Below are 22434 nucleotides of genomic sequence, written 5' to 3' on the forward strand. Positions count from 1 at the left end.
TCTTCAACAACCTTACCCCAGTTGCACTTCTTCCCAAAGCGGATATTGTTTCGCCAATGCTTTTAATGCAGCTTTATTTTTGGTAATTCTATAAATCTGAAAATCGCAGATCAAAGCCAACTCTTCTGCTGAATCTAATTGCTCCCCATAATGTTCATTCAAACTATCAAAGTCTATAAACGCTGTGGATTTAACCACTGTACTTAATTCCTTCAGCCATTCCCAAATTTCTTTGCTATTATAAATAGAAAACGGCATATAAAACCAATCCGCATAACTCAAATTCATACTTCCTTCAGCCGTTCTAATTTTTTGCCAAGTTTCTAAGAACAACGCCTTTTCTCCTTGTGCACCATAAGCTTGCGCCAAACATTGGAGCATCGTTCTATCTGGGTTTTCCAATAATTGAATAGCAGCAATCACTGCTTCTATTTCTCCTGCGGCTAACTGCTCTGCATATTGCCAAGCCTTATTCTCTGCTGTTAAATAGGGTTCTGTTGTATAGGTTATGCTATCTTGAATGACTGCTTTATCCTCCATCAGCTCTTCATTGTCAGGCATTCGCTCTAACGCAAGATCAATATATTTTAAGGCCTCTGTATAACGTCCTACCTGCTCATACATATTTGCAATTTCTCGATAAGCGCCATCCACTTCATCATCATATTCCAGAGCCTTTTTATAACTTTCTACCGCTTTTAGAGGAGCTCCATTAAAATCATAGATGTCCCCCACCAAATACCAACAATCTGCTATTAATTCAACCGCATCAGGCAAAAGAGTATCTGCTAAGTTTAAGTAAGGCAAAAACTCACTCTTAAACCAAAGATAGCCTCTGCTGTGCAACATTGCTACTCCGTCTTGCTCTACTTTTACTAAAAAATCTTGTAATTGTTCCTTATCCATTATTATTTATAGTTTAATCTACTCTACCACAACAAAAACTCATAAATCACCAATTATCAAGCAACTAGCTCAACAATTGAATCGTTTTATTTTATCACAATTTCATTTTTTCATCTTGTAATTATTAATCCATTCATAGATCTTTGAATGTATTACCTCATTAAATACAAATGACAATGGCAGAGATATTAAGTTATGACTTGCTCAAAGAAATGAAATTCGCTGAATTTAAAAAAGCTTTTAAAGAAAAAACGCAGTGGAAAAAAGCCAAGGCAGCCATTTTTTTGATTGATTACAAAATGGGCACTAAAAAGCTTCCTATTGCTATTCCCCTAAGAAAAACAACGGCACTAAAAGGCTTAATCAAACAAATTAAAGCTGATAAACACCCTAATCAAAAGCTTGCTGCTGGTTTTATAAAAATGGTCAAAACTAAAGACGGTCCACAACTTAATTTTAGCCTAACCAGTGGTGGTTATGCTGCTGAAGCATTAGAAGCTAAGGTCGCAACTTTGTTCAAGCAACTCTTAAAATTTAATTTTATAGTAGAAACGACTGCTACAGTAACAGAAGAAGAAGAAGATACCGCCCCGAATTCTGCAACCAGTGATTCCGCTACTCTCCCAAAAGAAAAAAATGCTGCCCCCCATTCCCCCTCTAGTGATTCCACTAATGATTTAAAAGCTATCCTTAGCCTATTTAATCAAGTTAAAGGCGACCTTAAACAAGAAGTAAAGGGCATTATAAAACGATTTAAGTCAAAAAATAATCACTTAAAAGATGCTTATGTATTGGATGATGTTACCAATAACATCCAACGCTTTATGAACCAATACGCTCAACTCCCTCCTATTGCTCAAAAAAAATTAGCCGCTGCTAAACAAAAAATTGAGCAGCAAGATCTTGTCCTTAAAAAATTATCCCATCAATTATCTCAAATTGATATTGTTCCTCAATCTGAAGAAGAAGTAGATTGGGCTATAACCAATATTGAGAAAAAAATCCAAGATCTCCTCCAAAAAGTTCAATAATCAATCACCAACAAACCAAAGAACAAATGTTTGAAGAAATAGAAAAACTCGAAAAAAAGCTGGAAACACTTGGTCAATACGCCAATGATAAAGCGCAAAAAAAAATAGCTGCTGCCAAACAGGACTTAGCTAAATTAAAAGCTAAAGGCAAAAATGTAGCCGCAGATTTAAAAGAAACCATTTCGGGTAAAGAGGCGGCTACGCTTGTCTCCACCATTGCAAAAGCCAACAAAACTTCCAAACAGCTCGTTGGAGTTATCCAGTCTTTGGTAAAAATCAAAAAGAACATTGATACCTTTGCCGAACAGCTTGTTGTCGAAGGACTGGATACAGAGGATAATAAAACCAAATACAATCGATACCTAAAAATGTCGAAACTCATTGCTAGTTTTCTCACTGAATTGGGCAAATTAAAAACCAATTTGGATAAATTAGCTCAACTAAAAGACAGTCAATTAACTGCGGGAATCTCAAAAACTGCTGATTACTTAACCAAACTCAATAAATTACTTCGTGCCGTTTTGTATTTAGCAGATGATTCTACGGTTAAGAATTTTGCCAATAATCCAGAAAGTTATGCTGCGGCTAAAGCCTGGGCTAAACATAGTGCTGATGGATTTAATATGATTGGTGATATTATTGAATCTATTCCTGTTCCTAATGGTCCAATGAAAGATATTATAAAATATTTTAGTGGGGTTGCCAAAACAGGTCCTAAATTAATTGATGCCTTTATTGGTGCGGTAGATATTAAAATTAAAAAAATTGAAGAGTCCAGTGGCATTAAGTTATTCCATTCTACCAAACATTATTTTCACGAAGAGATTATTGACCCCAAAGATGGCAAAAAGAAAAGGTTATTTGAAGGGGCTTTTATTGGCTTATTTGCTCAAAGAACAACCATTAGTTCAGAGAATGAATCACTCAAAGATTTGATGCAAAAACATCGAGATGTGCTTACTGATTTTTCGAAGACGGCAGCATTTAGAATTGATTTTCTAAAAAAATTAATCCTCAAGAAAAAGGCTAACCCCAACCATCCTGAGGATGTTGAGATATATGACGAATGGTTAAATACCATAAACGAGGAAAAAGATAACATCTTAAAATTAGAACAAGGAGAGTCAGAATTTAGATTGTTATAACAATCAGCCCATTCAGCTCCTCAATCATCCTCTAAAATTATAGGATGATTGAGGGGGTGAATTAATCTTCCATTAGCAAACATTTCTCTTGATTTATAAGTGCCTTAATTTGGGCTACCTCTCCCAAAATAGCCTGCAACTTTATGTTCTCAGCTTGTCGAATGGATGCTCGATAGTTCCGATACGTTTGATGTCGGTAAGCTTCCAAAGTCAAATCATAGGTTAAATATTGTTTTGCTTGCCGCATGCATTTGATTTCTTTGGATAACAAGCGTCTCCACTTTTGCTGAAAACCAAGATGTTTTTGCAAGGATAGTTGATAAAACTTTAATTCCTTACTTAAATTTTCCACAATCCTTCTACATCGTTGTTTCCATTCTTTTCTGTTCCCAAACGGTTTATGTTGCGCTTCTTTTAGTAGCTTTAATTCCTGCTTAACCAAGCAGCAGTATACCTTAATATTCTGATGAGAAGCCAGTTGTTTTTTTCTCAGAGCCAATAAAGCAGTATAAACAACAGCTTGATTAAGACTGTCTGCCTGTTGGCATTTTTCCACAAGTTGCCGTCTATCTTCAAAGACCTTATTTTCATAAACAAGAGGCAGCCTTAATTTTTTTTGGCGAATCAATCGTTTTATTGTCTCTGAATTTTTTTCATAAACGTTGAGGATTTCTATTTCTTTTAGTTCACTCATGCGAAGTTTTTTAGCCTGCAATTGCGCTATAAGAACATCTTTTTGATGATCTACTTCTTTTGCAATCGCCTCTAGAGAATCTATTGGTTCCAATAATCCCCCCATTTCCGTTACCTGTTTTACAATTGTAGCATTAGAATCACAGGGCAACGATCGCCTCTTTATCCATTGGGCAGCAGAATGCTGATGCCATAAATTTTCTTTTTTAATTTGCTGAACCAATTGCTGTGCGCTAAGATTTTTTTGAATTTGTTTTTGCAGCAAATCGATGTGCACTTTATTTTGCTTATTCAGCCGTTTTTCCCATTGTAAACTCTGTAATTGCTTTGATTCAAACTCTCTATTATTGTTGGTAATCCCTTCCCTCAAAAAAGAATCTACCACCACAATATATTCCTCCAATTGTTCCAATTCTTTGAAAGAAACATTTAGACAATTGTTCTTTGAATCAAAAAAAGCCCGAAATAAGCTATCTAATGCTAAGTAATAATTCATTCCCTTCACACGGCAATTATCAGGATTGATCTGGTGCCCCTCTTCTCCTTCTTTTAGCCATTTTTGAATTTGAGAACGAGCTCCATAAGCCTCTATCTCTGGGCTTTCTTTTAGTGTTTTGTAATACCAAGATAAATGCCCATGAATGACCCATCCACCTTGCTTAAATAATTTTAAGGACAGGGGCATTTTAAGCAATTGGTACATTTCGAGATTGGGGAAATGTGTAAAAATCATTTCATCAGGGGGAACAAAAAACCATTGGGGATTAAATTGATGCACATACTTAAATTTAGGTCGATACTTTATCCCAAATGCTCTTGCCATTAATTTAGGCAAACCTTGCTTTTTGTGTGCAACATGCCCACTCCCATAGGTCAAATCCATTAAATACCACCTATTATCTATTTCGACAATTGACCAAGTATGTTCCGCTCGGTACAAGGTATCTGTTTCAACAAAGTCAAAACCTTTGGTATAACCATTTACGATTTCAGCTTGAATTCCTACACTAGTGCACATATCCTTAAACAACTGAGCGTATTCCTTACACAGCGCCTTGCGTTTTCGAAGTACTTCTACAGAGGTTTTGTGGCCTACTATTTTATTTTTAAATGCCTTGTAATTGTATTTAATATTCTGCGTAATCCAATAACTAATTGCCAAAACTTTGTGATAATCGTTCGGGCATTCCTTGGTTAGATAATAGGCTAGAATACTAGGTTCCTGTGTTTTTAGGCGAGGCACATGAGCTACTTTTTGAACAATAGCAGTCGTATCAAAGTCCCTTCCTTTTTGAGCCATCACATCAACAGTCCCCACTAACAATCCTCCAAAAAGGAACAGCCAGCCCCAAAAATACCAATATGCTATAAAATGATACATGGTTTAGTGGTTTATTGCTCATTGCATTAGCCTCAATCGTACATAAGCTAATACTTGCTATGGGTAGGTCAAAAATCGGATCAGATTACATAAAAAAGCTACATAAGCATCTATAAGTTCTACTACCAATAGAATTAGTCAAAAACGAGTTCAAACGCCTTCCTTCCATAACTTTGACCATTGATTTGCAATTCTACAGCATGCTCTCCTTCATACAATATGCGGGTACTAAAATGTTTAAAAAGTTGCTTCTTTTGTATTTTAATAGACTTATTCCCAGCTAAGTCCAAGATTTTTAATTTAAATACTTTAGGGGATTGCATCCCATTGGCTTTTTTAAAATAGATGATGTAATCAACTATTAACGGTTGCAATTCTGAAGTTTTAGAATTAATTTCAAAAGAAAACTCTAATTTTTCTCCTAGCTTCAACTCATTTTGGTGTACCTTAAAATTGCCTATTTCAACTTGTGGCGAATCTGAGAACCCCAAGAGCTTTAGCGCATTCGAATTACCTGCTTTTACCAAGGTTCTAAGTGCATGTTTGGTGATCCATTCAATCTGTGCTGTTGTCTTTTTATTCCATTTTTCTAAGGTTTGAATCACGAGTTCTTTCCTATCTTTGGTTAGATCATTCAGGTGATTTGCAACAGAGCGACGTACATATAATTCAGGGTCATTTCTGAGTGTAGCCAACAAAGCAATAATAACAGAATAATTATCATCATAAACGGTTACCCTAGGCGCCCAAGGCAAACGAGGGCGGGTTCCTTCTGACACCAATCTTCGTACGTGTTGGTTATCATCTTTTACCCACTGTTCCATTTTTTTAAGCATCCGACTAGGGTATTTTTCTAGGAAAGGGCGAATGGCAAATTCTGCACTAAACCGCTTGGTCATTTCGTATAAAAATTGAGTTGCCAACTCAAAATCTTTCTCTTCTAAACCATACCAACTCACATAAACACCATAAGGCATGTATAAAAATACATTATCTTTTGCCGTTTCAGAACTTCCTAATTCATCGCCAAAAGCATCCAACAATATTTGCCCTCCTTCTGCAAAATCGGTTGGTAAAAATTCATGTAATTCTTGAGCAATCAAATTTGCCCGCTCCTTGAATGCCAAAGAAGCCAACTTAGGGCTAACCTTGGATTCAAAACGCTCTCGCTCAAATGGCTTCCAAACCTTTTTTATCGATTGTCCTATTTGTGCAACTACTTCGGGATTAAGGACGGCACTAAATTCAAATTTCTTTTCTGGTTTCATTTGGTGTATATTGTGTCATAATAATAAGGTCTTAGAACAACTTTAGTACACTGTCACAAAGATTATGGATGGTTTTCGCAGAGAATTTCAGATGAGATTCGATGAAAATTACAGCCTGATAGCAGCGTTATCTAGGTAAAAATTTGAAAAAGAAGGTTGGCAAAACCCAGTAGAAAAAGGCTACAGCTATCCATACAACTTTATTCGTGACAATCGTTATTTAGTTAAAAATAACTATTTCGTCTCAGAATTGAACTATTTTTGCGTTAGATGTTTTTAGAATGTGGGGCAGTTCTAAAATTAACAAGTTTAGTACAGTGATAAGCCCCTTAACAACAAGATTATAAATTTAACAAGTGATCTTCGAAAAAGAAAAGGGTTAATGCAACAAGATCGCTTCATAATTAGTAATAAAAATAAGACAACAAGCCCTAAGGGCTGTATGATAAAGAAGTAAAGAGAAATGAAACTTGCACCGAAAGATTTGTATCAAACGTTAGAGTTTGATAAAATACTAGAAATTACTGAAAGTTACTGCTATGGAACCTTGGGAAAAGATTATTTTCGCAACCTCATTCCAAGTACCGAAGCCTCTCAAATTGAGCGTTGGCTCCTAGAGGTATTTGAATACACTCAAACCTATGAAAACAACCATAATTTTCCGATGAGCAACTATGCTAGTATTGGAGAAGATCTAAAAATGTTGAGCATAGAAGGTTATGTACTCTCTGTTGAAAGCCTCCGAAACGTAGCCAAAACACTTTTAGTTTGTTATGATATTTATGGTTTTTTCAGCAAACGAAAAAGCACCAAAACGCTTTATCCCACGCTCTATGACATTATTAGAATAGCAGATTTTGATAAAGAGCTCTTGAGTGAAATACAACGGGTTATTGATGAAGAAGGCAATATTCGCCCCAATGCATCCCCCGAATTGTTGCGTATTGCTAGAATGCAAAATAGCAAACGCCAAGAGTTGGATAAAAAATTCCGCCAAATCATTGTCCATTATCAAAGCAAAGGTTGGCTAAAAGACAACAAAGAAAGTTTTAGAAATAGTCGCCGAGTATTGTCTGTTCCTTCGGAACGCAAACGCCAAGTGCGAGGAATTATTCACGATGAATCGGCTTCGGGAAAAACGGTTTTTATTGAGCCTGAAGGAGTCATTGATCTAAACAATGATATTTTTGATTTAGAACGAGATTATCAACGAGAAATTTACCGAATTTTGCGGGATTTGAGCAATTTATTGCGTCCTTATATCGATCAGTTGCAGCAATATGAAAACATTATTGTTCGCTTTGATACCATACAAGCCAAAACGCAATTGGCGACCCAACTGGATGCAACTAAGCCTAAAGTGATGCTCACGCCTCATTACAAAATACGCAATGTTATCCACCCTTTATTGGCCCTAAAAAACAAAACGGCTGGTGTAAAAACGGTTCCTTTTCATTTGCACTTCAAAAAGGATACTCGAATTTTGGTCTTAAGTGGTCCTAATGCTGGGGGTAAGTCGGTTTGTATGAAAGCCATTGGACTGGTTCAATTGATGCTACAATCAGGGATGCTTATTCCTGCCAACGAAGGGGCTGAAATGGGAATCTTTGAACAGATTTTTGCAGATATTGGTGATCAACAATCCTTAGAAGATGAGTTGAGTACTTATAGCTCTCGATTGCAGAATGCTCGCTTTTTTATGGAAAACGCCAACGACAAAACATTGATCTTAATTGATGAGTTTGGTTCGGGAACGGATCCTAAAATGGGCGGTGCCATCGCAGAGGCCATTTTGCGAGATCTCAATAGAAAAAAAGCCTTTGGGGTAATTACCACCCATTATTCTAATCTCAAAGTTTTTGCTTTTGAAAACAAAGGTTTGATTAATGGTTCTATGATTTTTGATAAAGATAGCCTCTCTCCTACTTATCAGATGAAGATGGGAAAACCAGGTAGTTCTTATGCCTTTGAAATTGCCACCAAAAGTGGGCTGCCCAATCAGGTGATTGGTTATGCTAGACGGAAGGTTGGAAAACAAAACCATAACTTGGATGAAATTCTAGTGGATTTGCAACGAGAACGCCAAAAAGCGGTTGAAGCGCATGAACAGGTATTAGAACATCAGAAACGCTTGGATCAATTGATCAAAAATTATGAGTCGGCGTTTAGGGAGTTAGAATTTGCTCGAAAAAAGCTAAAACTTCAAATCAAAGAGCAAGAATTAGTTGAAACGGAAAAAACCAACAAGGAGCTTCAAAAGGTATTGCGAGAGCTAAAAACATCTAGTAATAAGGAAAAAGCAGCCCAAAAGGCTAAAACATTGTTGGAACAATCGCAAATAGAGCGCAAAAAAATAACCGATGATGTCAACGCCGTAAAAGAAGGCATTTATGAGGTCTATGAGCAAGCCGATGATGGGGTCATTGAAGTAGGTTCTTATGTTAAGTTGCGTTCTGGCGGTGGTATGGGAATTGTCAAGGAAATCAAACGCAAAGAAGCTAAGGTAGAAATGGGCAATTTAAATCTGATGGTTAAGTTACGAGATTTACAATTGATCAAAAACCCTATTCTTTCTCAACAAACCGCTATTGTCAAAACGGATACCCTCAGCAAAAAGGCACACTTTGAGCCTAAAATTGACATTCGTGGAATGCGTTATGAGGATGCTTTAGAACGCATTCAGGAGTTTATGGACAATGCCTTGATGGCTAGTGCCAATGAGGTCCGAATTATCCATGGCAAAGGCTCTGGTGCTTTGCGTAAGGTGGTCACTAAAAAACTAAGAGAATACAAAAACATTGTTCGTTCTTATCATCCTGAACCGCATCAAGGTGGCAATGGAATGACGATTGTTGAGTTGGGGTAAATTCGTAATCTCTACATCCTAAAAGGATTAATTGGAAGCGTTGAAGATATGATATTCGTATTTTTATAGCTTTCAATTCATCCTTATTGTAACCTCAAAAAGAATACACATAACCAAAATGCACCTTGCTATTGTTAAATAAAATAGGATTCCCCTGTTGTGTTCCTAAGGCATAGCTTAAGGCAAAAATTCCCACCTTGGTCTCCAAGGCTACTCCCACCCCAAAACCAATTGGAAAATCACTGTAAGCAGCACTACTAATCGTTTGTTTTTGAATATAAGCAAAGTCGCCAAATAAATAAGCGTATGAGTTCCGCCCAAATAAAAATCGCCATTCGAGACTCAGTACATTATACCAAGTTGCCAATAAAGCTTCTTCGTCAAAACCTCTAAGTAATTTGTTCCCTCCGATACGAAAAGTCTCATTGTCATAAATTGGATCTTTAGAGATAATAACCCCTCCCTTAAATCGAGCCATTAATGTACTCCATTTCAACAGTTGAAAGAAATGACTATGTTCTACTAAAAACCGATACTGAAAGGTATTGGGTACAATGGTATCGTATAAGGAAGCAAAGTTAAAAGTGCTGTCTAGAGGATCTGAAATTTCCTCTATGGTGTTGTTTTTTCGAACTCTCTTAAGAGAAAAGCTTGCTACTAATTTTGTTTCAAAGCCCTTGCGAGGATTGTATTTATAATCCAAATTATCATAATAAAAGGCTAACCCAAATGAAGTGTTGTCTATATCCAACATTGCAGGAAGTCGGCGAGTACTTTTAATCGTATTGGTGTCTATATTGATAAGATTGGTATTGGTATTGACCCAAAATGCCTTGATATAACTATTCCCATTAAATAAATACTGCAATCCAACATCTGTTATAATATCAATATAGGCAGAGTCTCGTTTGTACAATTTAAAGGCTAAATCTACTCCTAAGGGCGTTTTTAATAAATAAGGCCACCCAAAACGCACCAACAAATCAGAAGTTCCTAAACTCAATTGTTGCCATTTAAACTGCAAGCGTTTTCCTGTTCCCAAAGGATTTATCAAATCAATATCAATATTCCCTGTAAAATCGAATTTCTGTTGTCCTGTAACAGCATCTTTGGTTGGTAAAAAACCCAGCAAGACATCAATTTTACTAGAAGGACGATCCATCAAAAAAAGATTAAGTTCGGCCTTTCTATCTCGAAAAATAACATAGGGGGTCTGATAATTATTTAGATAGCGCAAGGCATTGATTCTGTTCTGAACTTTTTTGACCAACTTTTCGCTGTATAATTTATCCTTTCGAATGCCCAAATAACTCGCCATAAATCCAGGAGTAATTCGCACCTTTTTTTTCTTATTTTGCCGCTTGGGGTTTCGGCTCCTACCTTTAATTTTAAGAGCATCAAAAAAAATCAACGGTCCTTTTTCAAAATAGATTTTTGCAGCGATTTCTGAAGCTTCAATTCGGACACTATCAATGTATACCTGTGCAAAAGGATAACCATGGTTTTCTAAATAGGTCAATAGCTTCTCTTGCAATTGCACGACCTCTTTATAATAAAAGGGCTGATTGGTATATAGACGTTCTCTAAAGCCAATTGCCGACAAAAATGCAGGAGCTACATTGCCATTGGTCAAACTAGCCCATTCATAGCGTTCTCCAACAAAAAAATAAGCCGTATAATTGTTCTCATCTTGAAATAAGGTATCAACAGACGCCGTTAAATAAGCGCTACCATGAAGTTGTTTCAGAATATCATAGAGTTGCTTTTGTACTTGACTAGAATCTTGTACACGATATTCAAACTTAATGCGTTGCTGCTTAAAAAATTTCTTTTCCTTATCTAAAGGTTGGATGGTTAACAGACCAGGTGCTGTAGTAAGCGTACTGTCTCCTTTTTGTGCTGACAACAAAAAAGGGAGATAAAAGATGAAGAGGAAAAATGCGACCTTTTTTATCAATTGATAGGATTATTTTGCTTGCGCTAATGGATAGATATTTCTGAGACTAATTTTAGTTCTTACACCATAAAACGACGCTAAGGTAAAAATACGTTGGAATAAAATGTTAAAATGCTAGTGTAATAAAAAAAGTCATCCTCGAAACTTCGGGGATGACCTTCTATTTTTTCTGTTGACCAAAAGGGCAAAGCTATTATTGTTTGTTCAATTTCCAGTCGTACGTTTTAAATTTTACTTTAGCATTCCCATTGATTTCTATTTCTGAATATTTTTGGAAATAAGCCACAACCTTGTCACTTCCTCCAAAGTCACCAGCATACCAATTAAATATCTGCGAAATTTCAAGTGATTTAGCGCTGATGGAGTTGTATTTGGCATTGTTAATAAAAGCCTTTGTTTGTTTGGCTAAATAACGTTGTACATTATCTTCCGTCCAAGCCTTATTCAACAATGGAGGACAAGAGGCAGCCGCACAATTAACAGCAAAATGTACTCTAGGCTCCTTGAAGCGCTTTAATAATTTTTCTTTTTCTATATCATTTAAGGTTAAGCTTTTGCCACCAATAACAATTTTCTTTTTATCCCAAACTTTTCCCCCTTCCAAGTCCATTATGCTACTTACAGGGTATTTTTCTACGATCGCATAAATTGTAAACGCATTGTACAAGTTTATCCAATAAGCTATTTCTTTATTTTTAGACCAACTGCTTTGAGGAGCGTTCTTTTTTAGCAAGTCTAAGTAGGCAGCCAATGTTGCTTTTTCTTTTTGAAAACCACTGTAATTTACACCTCCACTACTGTTGACATATTTGCGTAGCAATTGATCAAATCCATCATGGCTCAATTCAATCTTTTTCTCAACTGGTTTTGTAGCAGTTGTAACGTTTGCATTAGCGACTGGATTCGTGGTTGGAGTTACTGTTGTTTTAGGTGCTTCACTAGTCGTAGAGGTAGGCGCTGGAGTTGGCTCAGAGCTTACCATTGATTCTTTAGGCAAGTCAGGCTTAACTTCGGGCGTTGGAGTCGAGCTAGCAGGAACCGCTTTTGCCTCCGCAGAAGGGGTAGACTCCTTAGGTGCTTCTTTTTTTTCTGTTGCCTTATTAATAGAAGCAGGACTTGTTACTTCGGTCAATGCAACAGATTCTACAGTGTTTTTTTCCAATACAGGATCATCCATAGATGCCATAGTAGAATTGGTATTTTCGGTGTTCTCGGTTACGGTTTCTTGTGAAGTTCTTCCGTTAGAGCAAGCAAGGATTAATGTTGCCACAATAAGCGAGCTAAAGCATAGATGTCTCATAAAATAGATATTGATTTTTAACCACCCCTAACCTATCTAATAAAAATAGGTTATAAGATTTTGATAATAAAATAAGTGAATCTGGGGAAAATCTTATTAGAACGTGTCCTTCGTTCCTTAACTAGGTAAAAGATAATACTTTATTTCTAGTCTAACCATAAACTATCCTATATTGTTCTTAAACAAGAAGAATAATTCAACTTTTTCTTAGCGAATTCTATTCCAAATCTTGGTTTATAAAAAAGGATTGCTGTATTAGTGCTGCCATTGCATGCATTTTGGGTTTAAAGAAAAATAGAGATTGCCCCAACTGAGACAATCTCTATTAACATACGTCTTACAATGAAACACTAAGCACGAGTTAACTCTTGCAATGAAAATTCTTTTTTGTAATCTGAAGCACTTACTATTTAATCCAACAATTTCTTCAATTCATCCAACTTCAACATACACTCAATAGGCGTTAAACGATTGAGATCAACCTCTTCAAGCTGTTCTTTAAGTTCAGTCAAAACAGGATCGGGCGCTGCATCAAAAAAGCTCAACTGCATAGCAGGAGCCGCAATTTTTTTGACTTTTTCATCTAAATTACCAGCATCAATGCTCTTTTGCTCCAATTGACCTAAAATTTCATTGGCACGTTCTACTACATAGCGTGGCATCCCTGCCATTTTGGCCACGTGAATTCCAAAACTATGTTTAGAGCCACCTTCCTGCAATTTACGCAAGAAAATAACCTTATGATTAAGCTCTTTGGTTGCAACATTAAAATTTTTAATCCTTGGAAAACGATCGGCCAACTCATTCAACTCGTGATAATGCGTTGCAAAAAGCGTTTTAGGCGTTGCAATGGTATTGTTATGCAAAAATTCTGCAATAGACCAAGCAATAGAAATGCCATCATAAGTACTTGTTCCACGTCCAATTTCATCCAATAAAATCAAACTGCGCTCCGAGATATTGTTGAGAATAGAAGCTGTTTCGTTCATTTCTACCATAAAAGTAGATTCTCCAGAAGAAATATTATCGGAAGCCCCCACTCTAGTAAATACCTTATCAATCATGCCTAATTTTGCTTCCCTTGCTGGTACAAATGATCCCATCTGAGCCATCAAACAAATCAAAGCAGTCTGGCGCAACAAAGCCGATTTACCAGACATATTAGGTCCCGTTATCATAATGATTTGTTGCCCATTATTGTCCAAATAAATATCATTAGGCACGTACTCTTCTCCCAATTTAAGTTGCTTCTCAATAACAGGGTGGCGCCCTTCTTTTACGTCTATTTCCAAACTATCATTCATCTGTGGACGACAATAATTATTCATAATAGCCACTTTAGCAAAAGAAGCCAGACAGTCCAACTGAGCAATCAAAGCAGCATTCATTTGAACAGGGCTAATGTATTCAGTTAGCGCAAAAACCAAGTCTTGAAACAAGCGATTTTCTAAGGCTAAGATTTTTTCCTCTGCGCCCAATATCTTTACTTCTAATTTTTTTAAATCATCTGTGATATAACGCTCTGCATTGGTTAGGGTTTGTTTGCGCACCCAATGGTCGGGAACTAGCCCCTTATTTTTATATTTATTGGTTACTTCCAAATAATATCCAAATACATTATTAAAACCTATTTTTAGGTTGTCAATGCCTGTAGAAGAAGCCTCTTGTTGTTGAATATTCAGCAAATGTTGCTTGCTATTTTTGATAATATCTCGCAACTCGTCCAATTCTTCAGAAATACCATCTGCCATAACGCCCCCTTTATCCATTTTTACGGGAGGCTCTGCGACTAGTTCTCGCCCTATTCGCTCTCTGATAATACCACACAACTGAAGACGTTCACCGATAGATTGCAACTGTTTATTGTCAGCCGTTTCAAGAGCAGCTTTGATCGGTTCCAACGCAATCAAAGCACGTTCCAACTGTTTTACCTCTCTAGGGTTAATTTTTCCCAAGGGCACTTTAGAAATCAACCGTTCTAAATCTCCAATTTGGCGAATTTGTGTTTCTACCAACTCTGCGATTTCACTATTATCAATAAAATGACGCACCACCTGATGACGAGCCGTTACGGCATTTTTGTCCTTTAATGGTAGAATAATCCATCGTTTGAGCAGTCGTGTTCCCATTGGAGAAACCGTTTGATCCAAAATATTGACCAAAGGCACCCCTGAAGCATGAGGAGAATGCACCAACTCCAAATTCCGAACCGTAAATTTGTCCAACCAAACATAGCGATCTGGCTGAATGCGAGCAATGGTAGTAATGTGTTTGAGGTTGGTATTTTCAGTCGTTGCCACATAATGCAAAATTGAACCTGCGGCGATTTGTGCCAACTCTAATGCTTCTATTCCAAAACCTTTCATAGAAGCTACTTCAAATTGCTGCAATAATTTCTCTTGGCTATAATCGGCGCTATAGACCCAATCGTCTATGCCATATTGATAGAACTTATCTCCAAAATGCTTGAGAATATCTTTTTGGCGAGTTTTTGCAAAAATAATTTCTGAGGGCTGAAAGCTCTGCAACAATTTATCAATATAAGTGCTTGTTCCTTCGCTGACCACAAACTCCCCTGTAGAAATATCTAAGAGTGCCAAACCAAATTGTCCCTTTTTGCCGAAATGAATAGCAGCGAGATAATTATTGCTTTTATGGTCTAAAATTTTATCATTAATGGTAACTCCAGGCGTAACCACTTCTGTCACTCCTCGCTTGACCAATTTTTTCAGTTTGCTTGGTTTTTCCAATTGGTCACAAACAGCAACTCGATAGCCCGCCTGAACCAACTTTGGCAAATAAGTATCCAAAGAATGATGCGGAAAACCAGCCAACTCTACTTTAGAAGAACCATTATTTCGAGCAGTCAAAACAATTCCCAACACATTAGATGCGGTAATGGCATCGGTAGAAAAGGTTTCGTAAAAATCACCTACTCGAAACAATAAAATAGCATCTGAATATTTTGATTTCAACTCTTCATATTGTGCCATTAATGGCGTTTGTTTTCTTGCCTTCGTAACTTTCTTTTTTGCCAAAACTTGGGTATTTTATATGTTCAAACAATTTTAATAGGCACACCATCCAATTCAACAAGTCTAACTTCATGATTTTAACACCATTGAGACTTGCTAAAGTTTTAGATTTTAACATTAAATAGGTGGGCATAAATAGTAATTTGCAAAAATAAAAAAAATCCACCTGTATGGTGGATTTATAAGTTTTTATTTTAGATCAAAATGAGTGCTATTTTAGCAGCGAATGTATTAAGAGCTTGTCCGATGCCCCACCAAGCCATAAAACAAGATATAGGCATAGCAGATGATCGGCGTTAAAAAAGACATTTGTACCCCAACAAGATCAATCATTGCTCCCTGCAACAGTGGCATAAATGCTCCTCCAACAATTGCCATTACCAACAAAGAAGAACCTTGACTGGTATATACCCCTAAATCTTTAATCGCTAGCGTAAATATATTAGACCACATAATAGAATTAAATAATCCGATACTGAGTAAGGCCCACAAAGCAACTGTTCCAGTCCCTCCAAAAACTCCCAGTAATAACAACGTAATTACGACGATACAAAAAATACTTAACGTTCGTGCAGCATTGGATTTTCCTAAGAAAAATCCAATATAGTTAAACGCTAAAAACAACAGGTAAAAAGCAACTTCCGTCAGCTCTAAACCAATAAAGCTGATTGTTCCATCATCCAATAATTTTAAGCCTGTTACCAAGTAAATAAATCCAAATACGCCAATAGAAATAATTGCCATTAAAGGGTATTTTTTATTGCTTGGGATTTCATCATTAAACGATACTGCGCCCAACAAACGCCCAATCATAGCTCCCCCCCAATAAAAAGCCAAATAAGCTCCTGCTTTGGTGGGTTCAAAACCAAATACATCTTCCATAAAAGGCATTAACCAGCTTCCTATGGCCACTTCTCCTCCTACATAAAAAAAGATGGCTCCAATCCCCCATTTGAGTTGAGAGAATTTTAATACTCCCAAACCTCCTTCTACCTTTTCGGCATTGGTATACGCTGGCATATCTGCCATCCAAACAATAATGGCCAAAATTAAAAACAAGGAGCCTGTAATTAAGTAAGTAGATGAAATTGCGCTCAAAGTAGGTTCTGAACCGTTTGTAAAAACCTTAAAGATTAACAAAGAAGCTGCCAAAGGAGCAATAGTTGTTCCCAAAGAATTAAATCCCTGCGCTAAATTCAAGCGACTAGACGCTGTCTCACTGCTCCCCATAATAGCTGCATAAGGGTTGGCACAAATCTGTAGTAAGGTAATGCCCGATGCCAGAATAAATAAAGACATTAAAAACATAGGGTAAGATTCTGCCAAGGCAGAAGGATAAAAAGCAAAACAACCTAAACTACAAACGCCCAAACTAAAAGACATTCCTTTTTTGTAGCCTATTTTATTAATAGGATCTTCGCCACTCGTTGAAGAAATCAAAAAATAAACGAGAGAGACTACAAAAAAAGCAATAAAAAAAGCAGACTGCACCAAACTAGCATGAAAGGCTTTGAGCTCAAATATTTTTTTAAATGCAGAAATCAAAGGATCATTAACAACGGTAATAAATCCCCACATAAAAAACAGGGACGTTAATAGAGCAAAGGCACTTTTATAATTTTTTGAATCACCTTGTACACCTGATTGATCATCTAAAATTGGATTACTGGGAACTTGACCTGCCATAGTTTTTTTATTTAAAAGAAATTAAACATTAAACAAATTCGCATCTAAAATTTATCCTTTTTGTTCACTTCCTATCCTTAATTAATTCCGTACATTGAGCAAAATAGCAAAAGCCCTTAAATTATAATTAAAATAATGGATAATAATTTTAAAATAGCGCATAGAGGTTTCCTTTTTATCGACCTTCAAGCCTCAATGGAACAAGTTGACCGCCTAGGGCTGATTCCCTATAGTCAATTTATTACTTATTGTTTTGAACTGCTAGAAGAACTTCGAGTAGATTTTCCGCTAATAGAAACGCATCAATATGCTGGCGATGGTGTTATTTTTACATGGGAAGCGCCCAATACCACAGGTCAGGCAATTCGTTTTTTTCAGGAATACCTTAACATGTTGGAACAGCATCGGGGATTTTTAGAAAAGACGTTTAACATCTTTCCCTACTTTTCGGCAGCCATTAATTTAGGCGACGTTGTGATCAATCATCTCAATGGCTTTCGTGTATTTTATGGCAACGTTATCAATAGTACTGCTAGATTGCAAGGGCTATGCAAGCATTATGATCAACAGTTGATTCTTAGCGAAGCGGTGCATTTAGCTTGCCCTGAATTAAAATTAGATTACCTCAACCGAGTTTATCTAAAAGGCTTAAGTACAGCCATGGAGATTTATGGTTTGCCTAATGCAAATTAATTTGAAGATTTGAACAAGTGTCATCTGTTCAAATCTTCAAATTAAAACAATACTGCCCCTTATTACTCAACAGTCAATTCATCTGTAATGGCAGCTACGCCAGGTAATACGCCTCCCTCTAATAATTTGAGCATAGCACCACCACCTGTAGAAACAAAACTCACCTGATCTGCTTTCCCAGCTTTATTAATTGCTGCTACCGAATCACCACCACCAATCAATGAAAAGGCTCCTTTTTGTGTTGCTTCAACTACAGCTTCTGCAATTTGGGCTGTTCCATTAGCAAAACTAGACATTTCAAACACTCCCATTGGACCATTCCAAACCAAACTTTTAGAATTGGTTACCACTGCTGCAAATTTCTCGATTGCTTGGTTCCCAATATCTAAGCCCATCCATCCTTCAGGAATAGCCTTGCTAGCTATGATTTGAGTCTTGGCATTATTATCAAAGGCATCGGCTACGACAGAATCTTCAGGGAGCAAAATTTCCACTCCTTTTTCAGCAGCTTTTGCCAACAAAGCACGAGCTACCTCCAGTTTATCTTCCTCCAACAAAGAACTACCAACCGTTCCGCCTTGTGCCTTAATCAAGGTATACGCCATTCCGCCACCTATAATAATGTGGTCAACAGAATCGACTAATTTTTCCAACAGTAGAATTTTGTCCGATACTTTAGCGCCACCAACAATTGCCGTAAAAGGACGAGCAGGGTTATTGGTCAATTTTTGTGCGCTCTCCAATTCTTTTTTGATTAAAAAACCAAAACCTCTATGTGCCTTATCAAAAAATTGGGCAACAGTACAGGTTGAAGCATGTGCTCTATGAGCTGTTCCAAAAGCATCATTGATATAAACATCTGCCAAATCGGCCAATTGTCTAGCAAATTCTTGATCGCCTTTCTTTTCTTCTTGGTAAAAACGAGTATTTTCTAAGATTAAAACCTCTCCCATATTGAGTGCTTCAACAGCATCTTTGGCAACTTTACCAATTGTATCGCCTGCAAAAGCAACGGGCTGCCCTAGCAATTTTGACAAACAAGCTACTGTATGGTTTAAAGTAAAACGCTCTTTATCCACCGTGCCATCTTCTTTGGTTTTCTTTTGAGGGCGTCCTAAATGTGACATTAAAACAACAGCCGCTCCTTGTTTCAGAATATACTCAATCGTTGGCAATGCACTACGAATTCGAGTATCATCTGTTACTTTATACTCTTTGTTTAATGGTACATTAAAATCTACTCGTACCAATACTTTTTTACCTTTCAACTCAATATTTTCTAAATACATTTTTTTTGAATTATTGGCAGCAAGGGACAACAAAAACAACTGCTTAAAAATCAGTAATTTACACTAAAATCATCCCTAAATCTTTATGTTAAAAATAAATTCCCAAAACAATAGCAGTTTTGATCTTCTCAATAATAATCCTACGAAAATAGGAAATTTTCGTAGATTCTATTACCTATGTTTCATGATTTTTGGTAACTTACAAGAAACGCAAATCAAAGTAAGATAATATGACTTTTAAAGAGTATACCCAAAATTCTCTTGGCTATGCCACCCCTACTATTCTAGTCGATTTATTAACTTTTGAAAATAACAATGCGATCAGAGATGATTATTCTGAAAGTTTTGCACTGATTATAGATGATAAGTATGGGTTGAGCACTTGGTCCCAAGAGCCTGATTTTCTAAACCAACTGATTCCTTTTGCACAAGCAGACCACGTTGGTTCTTTTTACGCTATTTGGTTAAACAAAAACCATGATATTAATAATGCACCAATTGTTGTCTTTGGCAGTGAAGGTGATTACCATGTCGTAACCCGTAATTTATTAGAACTTTTACAACTGATTAGTTTAGATGTAGAACCTATGGTTGATGACGATGGCGTTTATTATTATAAAGATGAAGAAAACTACGAACCAAGTCCTAATTTGAGAAAATATAAAAAATGGTTACGTGAGTATTGTCATCTATCACCAATTTCTACTAATTTTGCAGCAGAGCGGCTAGTCGATAATGCTCAAGAGTATTATCAAGAGATTTTTTTAGACTGGATGGCTCCTTTTGTAGAAAAAAAATTCTCTTATAACTAGTCTAAACATCAGCAGATTGCACATGAACTTTGACATCAAAAAAGAAAACCAAAAACTTCGTTATCGCAAGACCAATGATGAGCCTGTTGGTAATGTAGTTTTGCGTATGTTAAAGGCTTATGGCATCCAAGACAAATATTTTGAAGCTCGTGCAAAACAATTATGGCACGAAACAATGGGTCCCACGATCAGTGGTTACACTCAAAATATTTATGTCAAAAATCGAAAGCTTTATATTACGATATCCTCTTCGTCATTGAGACAGGAAATTTCTTTTTCTAAAGAAAAAATCAAAAATTTTATCAATGAAGGAATTGGACATGATTTTATCCAAGCAGTTATGATTTGGTAAACAAACGGTCTTTCATTGAATATTATCCTCCTTTCTTTGAAAATGAAAGGCATATATCTGTTTTTTGTTTTATATTAATTATCGTTAATTAATAGAGATTTGGTATATCTAAAGAGATCCTTAATGCCTCTAGTACTCTTTCTCAAAAATTGAGAAAGAGTACTTTTGTACACTCCAATGTATTCAGTCCAATTTTATATTTTTGCTTTACGTATAACATTAAGTAAAATGCATTTATTTCTCTTATGGTGTAACCATCTAATACTTTGTGGAGCGGTTGCAATTCTTCATGAAGTAGTAATCCTTCTAAAACAAAAAACAAATGAATGTATCCAAAATTCCCGTCATCATTATTGGAGCTGGTCCCACTGGCTTGATGGCTGCCGCCCAACTACAACGATTTAATATTCCTTACCGAATTATAGAAAAAAGAAAAGGCACTACTGCTTTTTCTAAGGCACTAGGCGTACAAGCCCGAACCATGGAAATCTATGATCAAATGGGAATTGCAGAAAAGGCTATCTCATTGGGTTTAGCAGTTAAAGAAGTACAAATTATGGCAAAGGGACAATATGTACAGACGATGCCCCTATCAAAAGCTGGGATCAATTTTACTCCCTTTCCCTATTTATTCATATTAGAACAGAGCCGCAATGAAGAACTTATTCATGAATACATCCAATCTAGAGGAGGTAAGGTAGAATGGCAGACAGAAATGACTCATTTTGAGGTACAGAAAAATGGAGCTTATGTTTGCATAAAAAAACAAGATGGTAGCGAAGAGCACATTCACGCTGATTGGGTAATTGCAGCAGATGGAGGTCGTAGTCCTGTTCGGCATGCCTTAAATATCCCTTTCAAGGGAGATACCTACAAAAATGTATTTTATGTCGTGGATACAGAGGTCAACTGGGAGAAAGATCATAATAGCTTGCATATGAATTTGGCGGATAATAATTTTACCGCATTTTTTCCTATTACAGATGAAAAGGGAACTCGCTTTCGATTGGTTGGTATTTTGCCTGAGCATTTTTATGATAAAAAAGACATTAGCTTTGAAGATATTCAACAAAATATTCAAGCGTTGCAACACTTAGATTTGACCTTTGGAAAAACGCATTGGTTCTCTGTTTATCGAGTTCATCATCGCTGTATTGATAATTTTAGGATGGGTCCTGTCTTTTTTGCAGGAGATGCCGCTCATGTACACAGTCCTGCTGGCGGTCAAGGAATGAATACAGGATTACAAGATGCCTATAATTTGGCTTGGAAATTGGCTTTAGTCGTATCCAATAAAGCTCCAAAGACCTTATTAGACAGCTATCATAAAGAACGATGGCCTTTTGCCAATCAGCTTGTTAATACAACGGATCGAGCATTTACGAGTGTTGTAAAAAAAGGCACACTCATCAATTGGGTTCGTCTAAATATCATGCCCTTTTTAATCAGTCGCTTGATGGGCATTAGTAAAGTACAGCAACGTGCATTTCGCATTGTCTCACAAACTGGAATTAGTTACCCAGAGAGTCCCATTGCTGTGGGAGCTGTTTATTTGAGCAAAAAAGCTCCTCATCCTGGCGATCGCCTGCCTTTTCTTAAGGTTTATAATACAACAACCGCTCAACAAGAAAGTCTATATCATCGACTAGGCGAACAGTTTTTTCATGCGATTGTTTGGCTTAAAGCTAGCGATAAGCAATTAGACGCTGTTGTTCAAGATTTAAAACAGTACCTAGATGATCGCTATCCTAATCTATTTCAAACCCATATTATTTCAGAACGGGCAGAAAATACTGCTGTTTTCCAACAATTAGACCTAGATCAATCGCTCCTATTTATTGTTCGTCCCGATAATTACATAGGTTATATTGGAAAAATCAACGACCAACAAGCCTTGGAAAATTATTTGAATTTAATTCTACTATAAACTAAATGACTCAACAAATGCACTTGTTGTTCCGCACTTAAAAATTTAGCATTCGTAATCATTCCTTCGTAAAAATTCCATAAATTAGATTGT

15 protein-coding genes are annotated in these 22434 nt (G+C 36.6%); 7 read left to right on the forward strand and 8 right to left on the reverse strand.

Going from position 1 to position 22434, the window contains the following annotated elements:
• Positions 1-12: 12 nt before the first annotated feature.
• Positions 13-906: a tetratricopeptide repeat protein gene (locus AsAng_RS16535; protein WP_264788214.1), complete on the reverse strand. Its 894-nt coding sequence runs from the start codon at positions 904-906 to the stop codon at positions 13-15.
• A gap of 176 nt (positions 907-1082) precedes the next feature.
• Here AsAng_RS16535 and AsAng_RS16540 point away from each other — a divergent pair, with 176 nt between their 5' ends.
• Positions 1083-1937, forward strand: a complete 855-nt coding sequence (locus AsAng_RS16540; protein ID WP_264788215.1) for a hypothetical protein — start codon at positions 1083-1085, stop codon at positions 1935-1937.
• 26 nt (positions 1938-1963) lie between these two features.
• Entirely contained in the window at positions 1964-3082 is a 1119-nt protein-coding gene (locus AsAng_RS16545; protein ID WP_264788216.1) for a hypothetical protein, read from the forward strand.
• Positions 3083-3143: 61 nt separating this feature from the next.
• Here AsAng_RS16545 and AsAng_RS16550 read toward each other — a convergent pair whose 3' ends face one another.
• Together AsAng_RS16550 and AsAng_RS16555 are read right to left on the reverse strand one after the other, a co-directional pair.
• Entirely contained in the window at positions 3144-5156 is a 2013-nt protein-coding gene (locus AsAng_RS16550; protein ID WP_264788217.1) for a transglutaminase domain-containing protein, read from the reverse strand.
• A 134-nt stretch (positions 5157-5290) separates the two neighbouring features.
• The gene (locus tag AsAng_RS16555) at positions 5291-6424 is read right to left on the reverse strand and encodes a DNA alkylation repair protein (protein ID WP_264788218.1); all 1134 of its coding nucleotides are present in this window, start codon (positions 6422-6424) and stop codon (positions 5291-5293) included.
• Positions 6425-6887: 463 nt separating this feature from the next.
• Here AsAng_RS16555 and AsAng_RS16560 point away from each other — a divergent pair, with 463 nt between their 5' ends.
• Entirely contained in the window at positions 6888-9290 is a 2403-nt protein-coding gene (locus AsAng_RS16560; RefSeq protein ID WP_264788219.1) for an endonuclease MutS2, read from the forward strand.
• 94 nt (positions 9291-9384) lie between these two features.
• Here AsAng_RS16560 and AsAng_RS16565 read toward each other — a convergent pair whose 3' ends face one another.
• From AsAng_RS16565 to AsAng_RS16580, 4 genes are all read right to left on the reverse strand, one after another.
• On the reverse strand, positions 9385-11247 hold the full coding sequence (locus tag AsAng_RS16565) for a BamA/TamA family outer membrane protein (protein WP_264788220.1): 1863 nt from the start codon (positions 11245-11247) through the stop codon (positions 9385-9387).
• A 193-nt stretch (positions 11248-11440) separates the two neighbouring features.
• Complete coding sequence (locus AsAng_RS16570) at positions 11441-12547, reverse strand: DUF547 domain-containing protein (protein ID WP_264788221.1); 1107 nt, start codon at positions 12545-12547, stop codon at positions 11441-11443.
• A gap of 410 nt (positions 12548-12957) precedes the next feature.
• Positions 12958-15540, reverse strand: coding sequence for a DNA mismatch repair protein MutS (gene mutS / locus AsAng_RS16575; RefSeq protein WP_407655338.1), 2583 nt, complete (start codon positions 15538-15540; stop codon positions 12958-12960).
• A gap of 273 nt (positions 15541-15813) precedes the next feature.
• Complete coding sequence (locus AsAng_RS16580) at positions 15814-17268, reverse strand: sugar MFS transporter (RefSeq protein ID WP_264788223.1); 1455 nt, start codon at positions 17266-17268, stop codon at positions 15814-15816.
• Positions 17269-17403: 135 nt separating this feature from the next.
• Here AsAng_RS16580 and AsAng_RS16585 point away from each other — a divergent pair, with 135 nt between their 5' ends.
• On the forward strand, positions 17404-17961 hold the full coding sequence (locus AsAng_RS16585) for an adenylate/guanylate cyclase domain-containing protein (RefSeq protein ID WP_264788224.1): 558 nt from the start codon (positions 17404-17406) through the stop codon (positions 17959-17961).
• A 62-nt stretch (positions 17962-18023) separates the two neighbouring features.
• On the opposite strand, the gene AsAng_RS16590 is transcribed toward AsAng_RS16585, so the two are convergent.
• A complete protein-coding gene (locus AsAng_RS16590) occupies positions 18024-19250 on the reverse strand; it encodes a phosphoglycerate kinase (protein WP_264788225.1) in 1227 nt (408 codons plus the stop codon).
• A gap of 230 nt (positions 19251-19480) precedes the next feature.
• Between AsAng_RS16590 and AsAng_RS16595 the strand changes: the two genes are divergently transcribed.
• From AsAng_RS16595 to AsAng_RS16605, 3 genes are all read left to right on the forward strand, one after another.
• A complete protein-coding gene (locus AsAng_RS16595) occupies positions 19481-20062 on the forward strand; it encodes a hypothetical protein (RefSeq protein WP_264788226.1) in 582 nt (193 codons plus the stop codon).
• Positions 20063-20084: 22 nt separating this feature from the next.
• Positions 20085-20414: a DUF721 domain-containing protein gene (locus AsAng_RS16600; RefSeq protein ID WP_264788227.1), complete on the forward strand. Its 330-nt coding sequence runs from the start codon at positions 20085-20087 to the stop codon at positions 20412-20414.
• Positions 20415-20736: 322 nt separating this feature from the next.
• Complete coding sequence (locus AsAng_RS16605) at positions 20737-22341, forward strand: FAD-dependent monooxygenase (RefSeq protein ID WP_264788228.1); 1605 nt, start codon at positions 20737-20739, stop codon at positions 22339-22341.
• The last annotated feature ends 93 nt before the right edge of the window (positions 22342-22434 follow it).

Source organism: Aureispira anguillae, assembly GCF_026000115.1.
GTDB classification, from domain to species: Bacteria; Bacteroidota; Bacteroidia; order Chitinophagales; family Saprospiraceae; genus Aureispira; species Aureispira anguillae.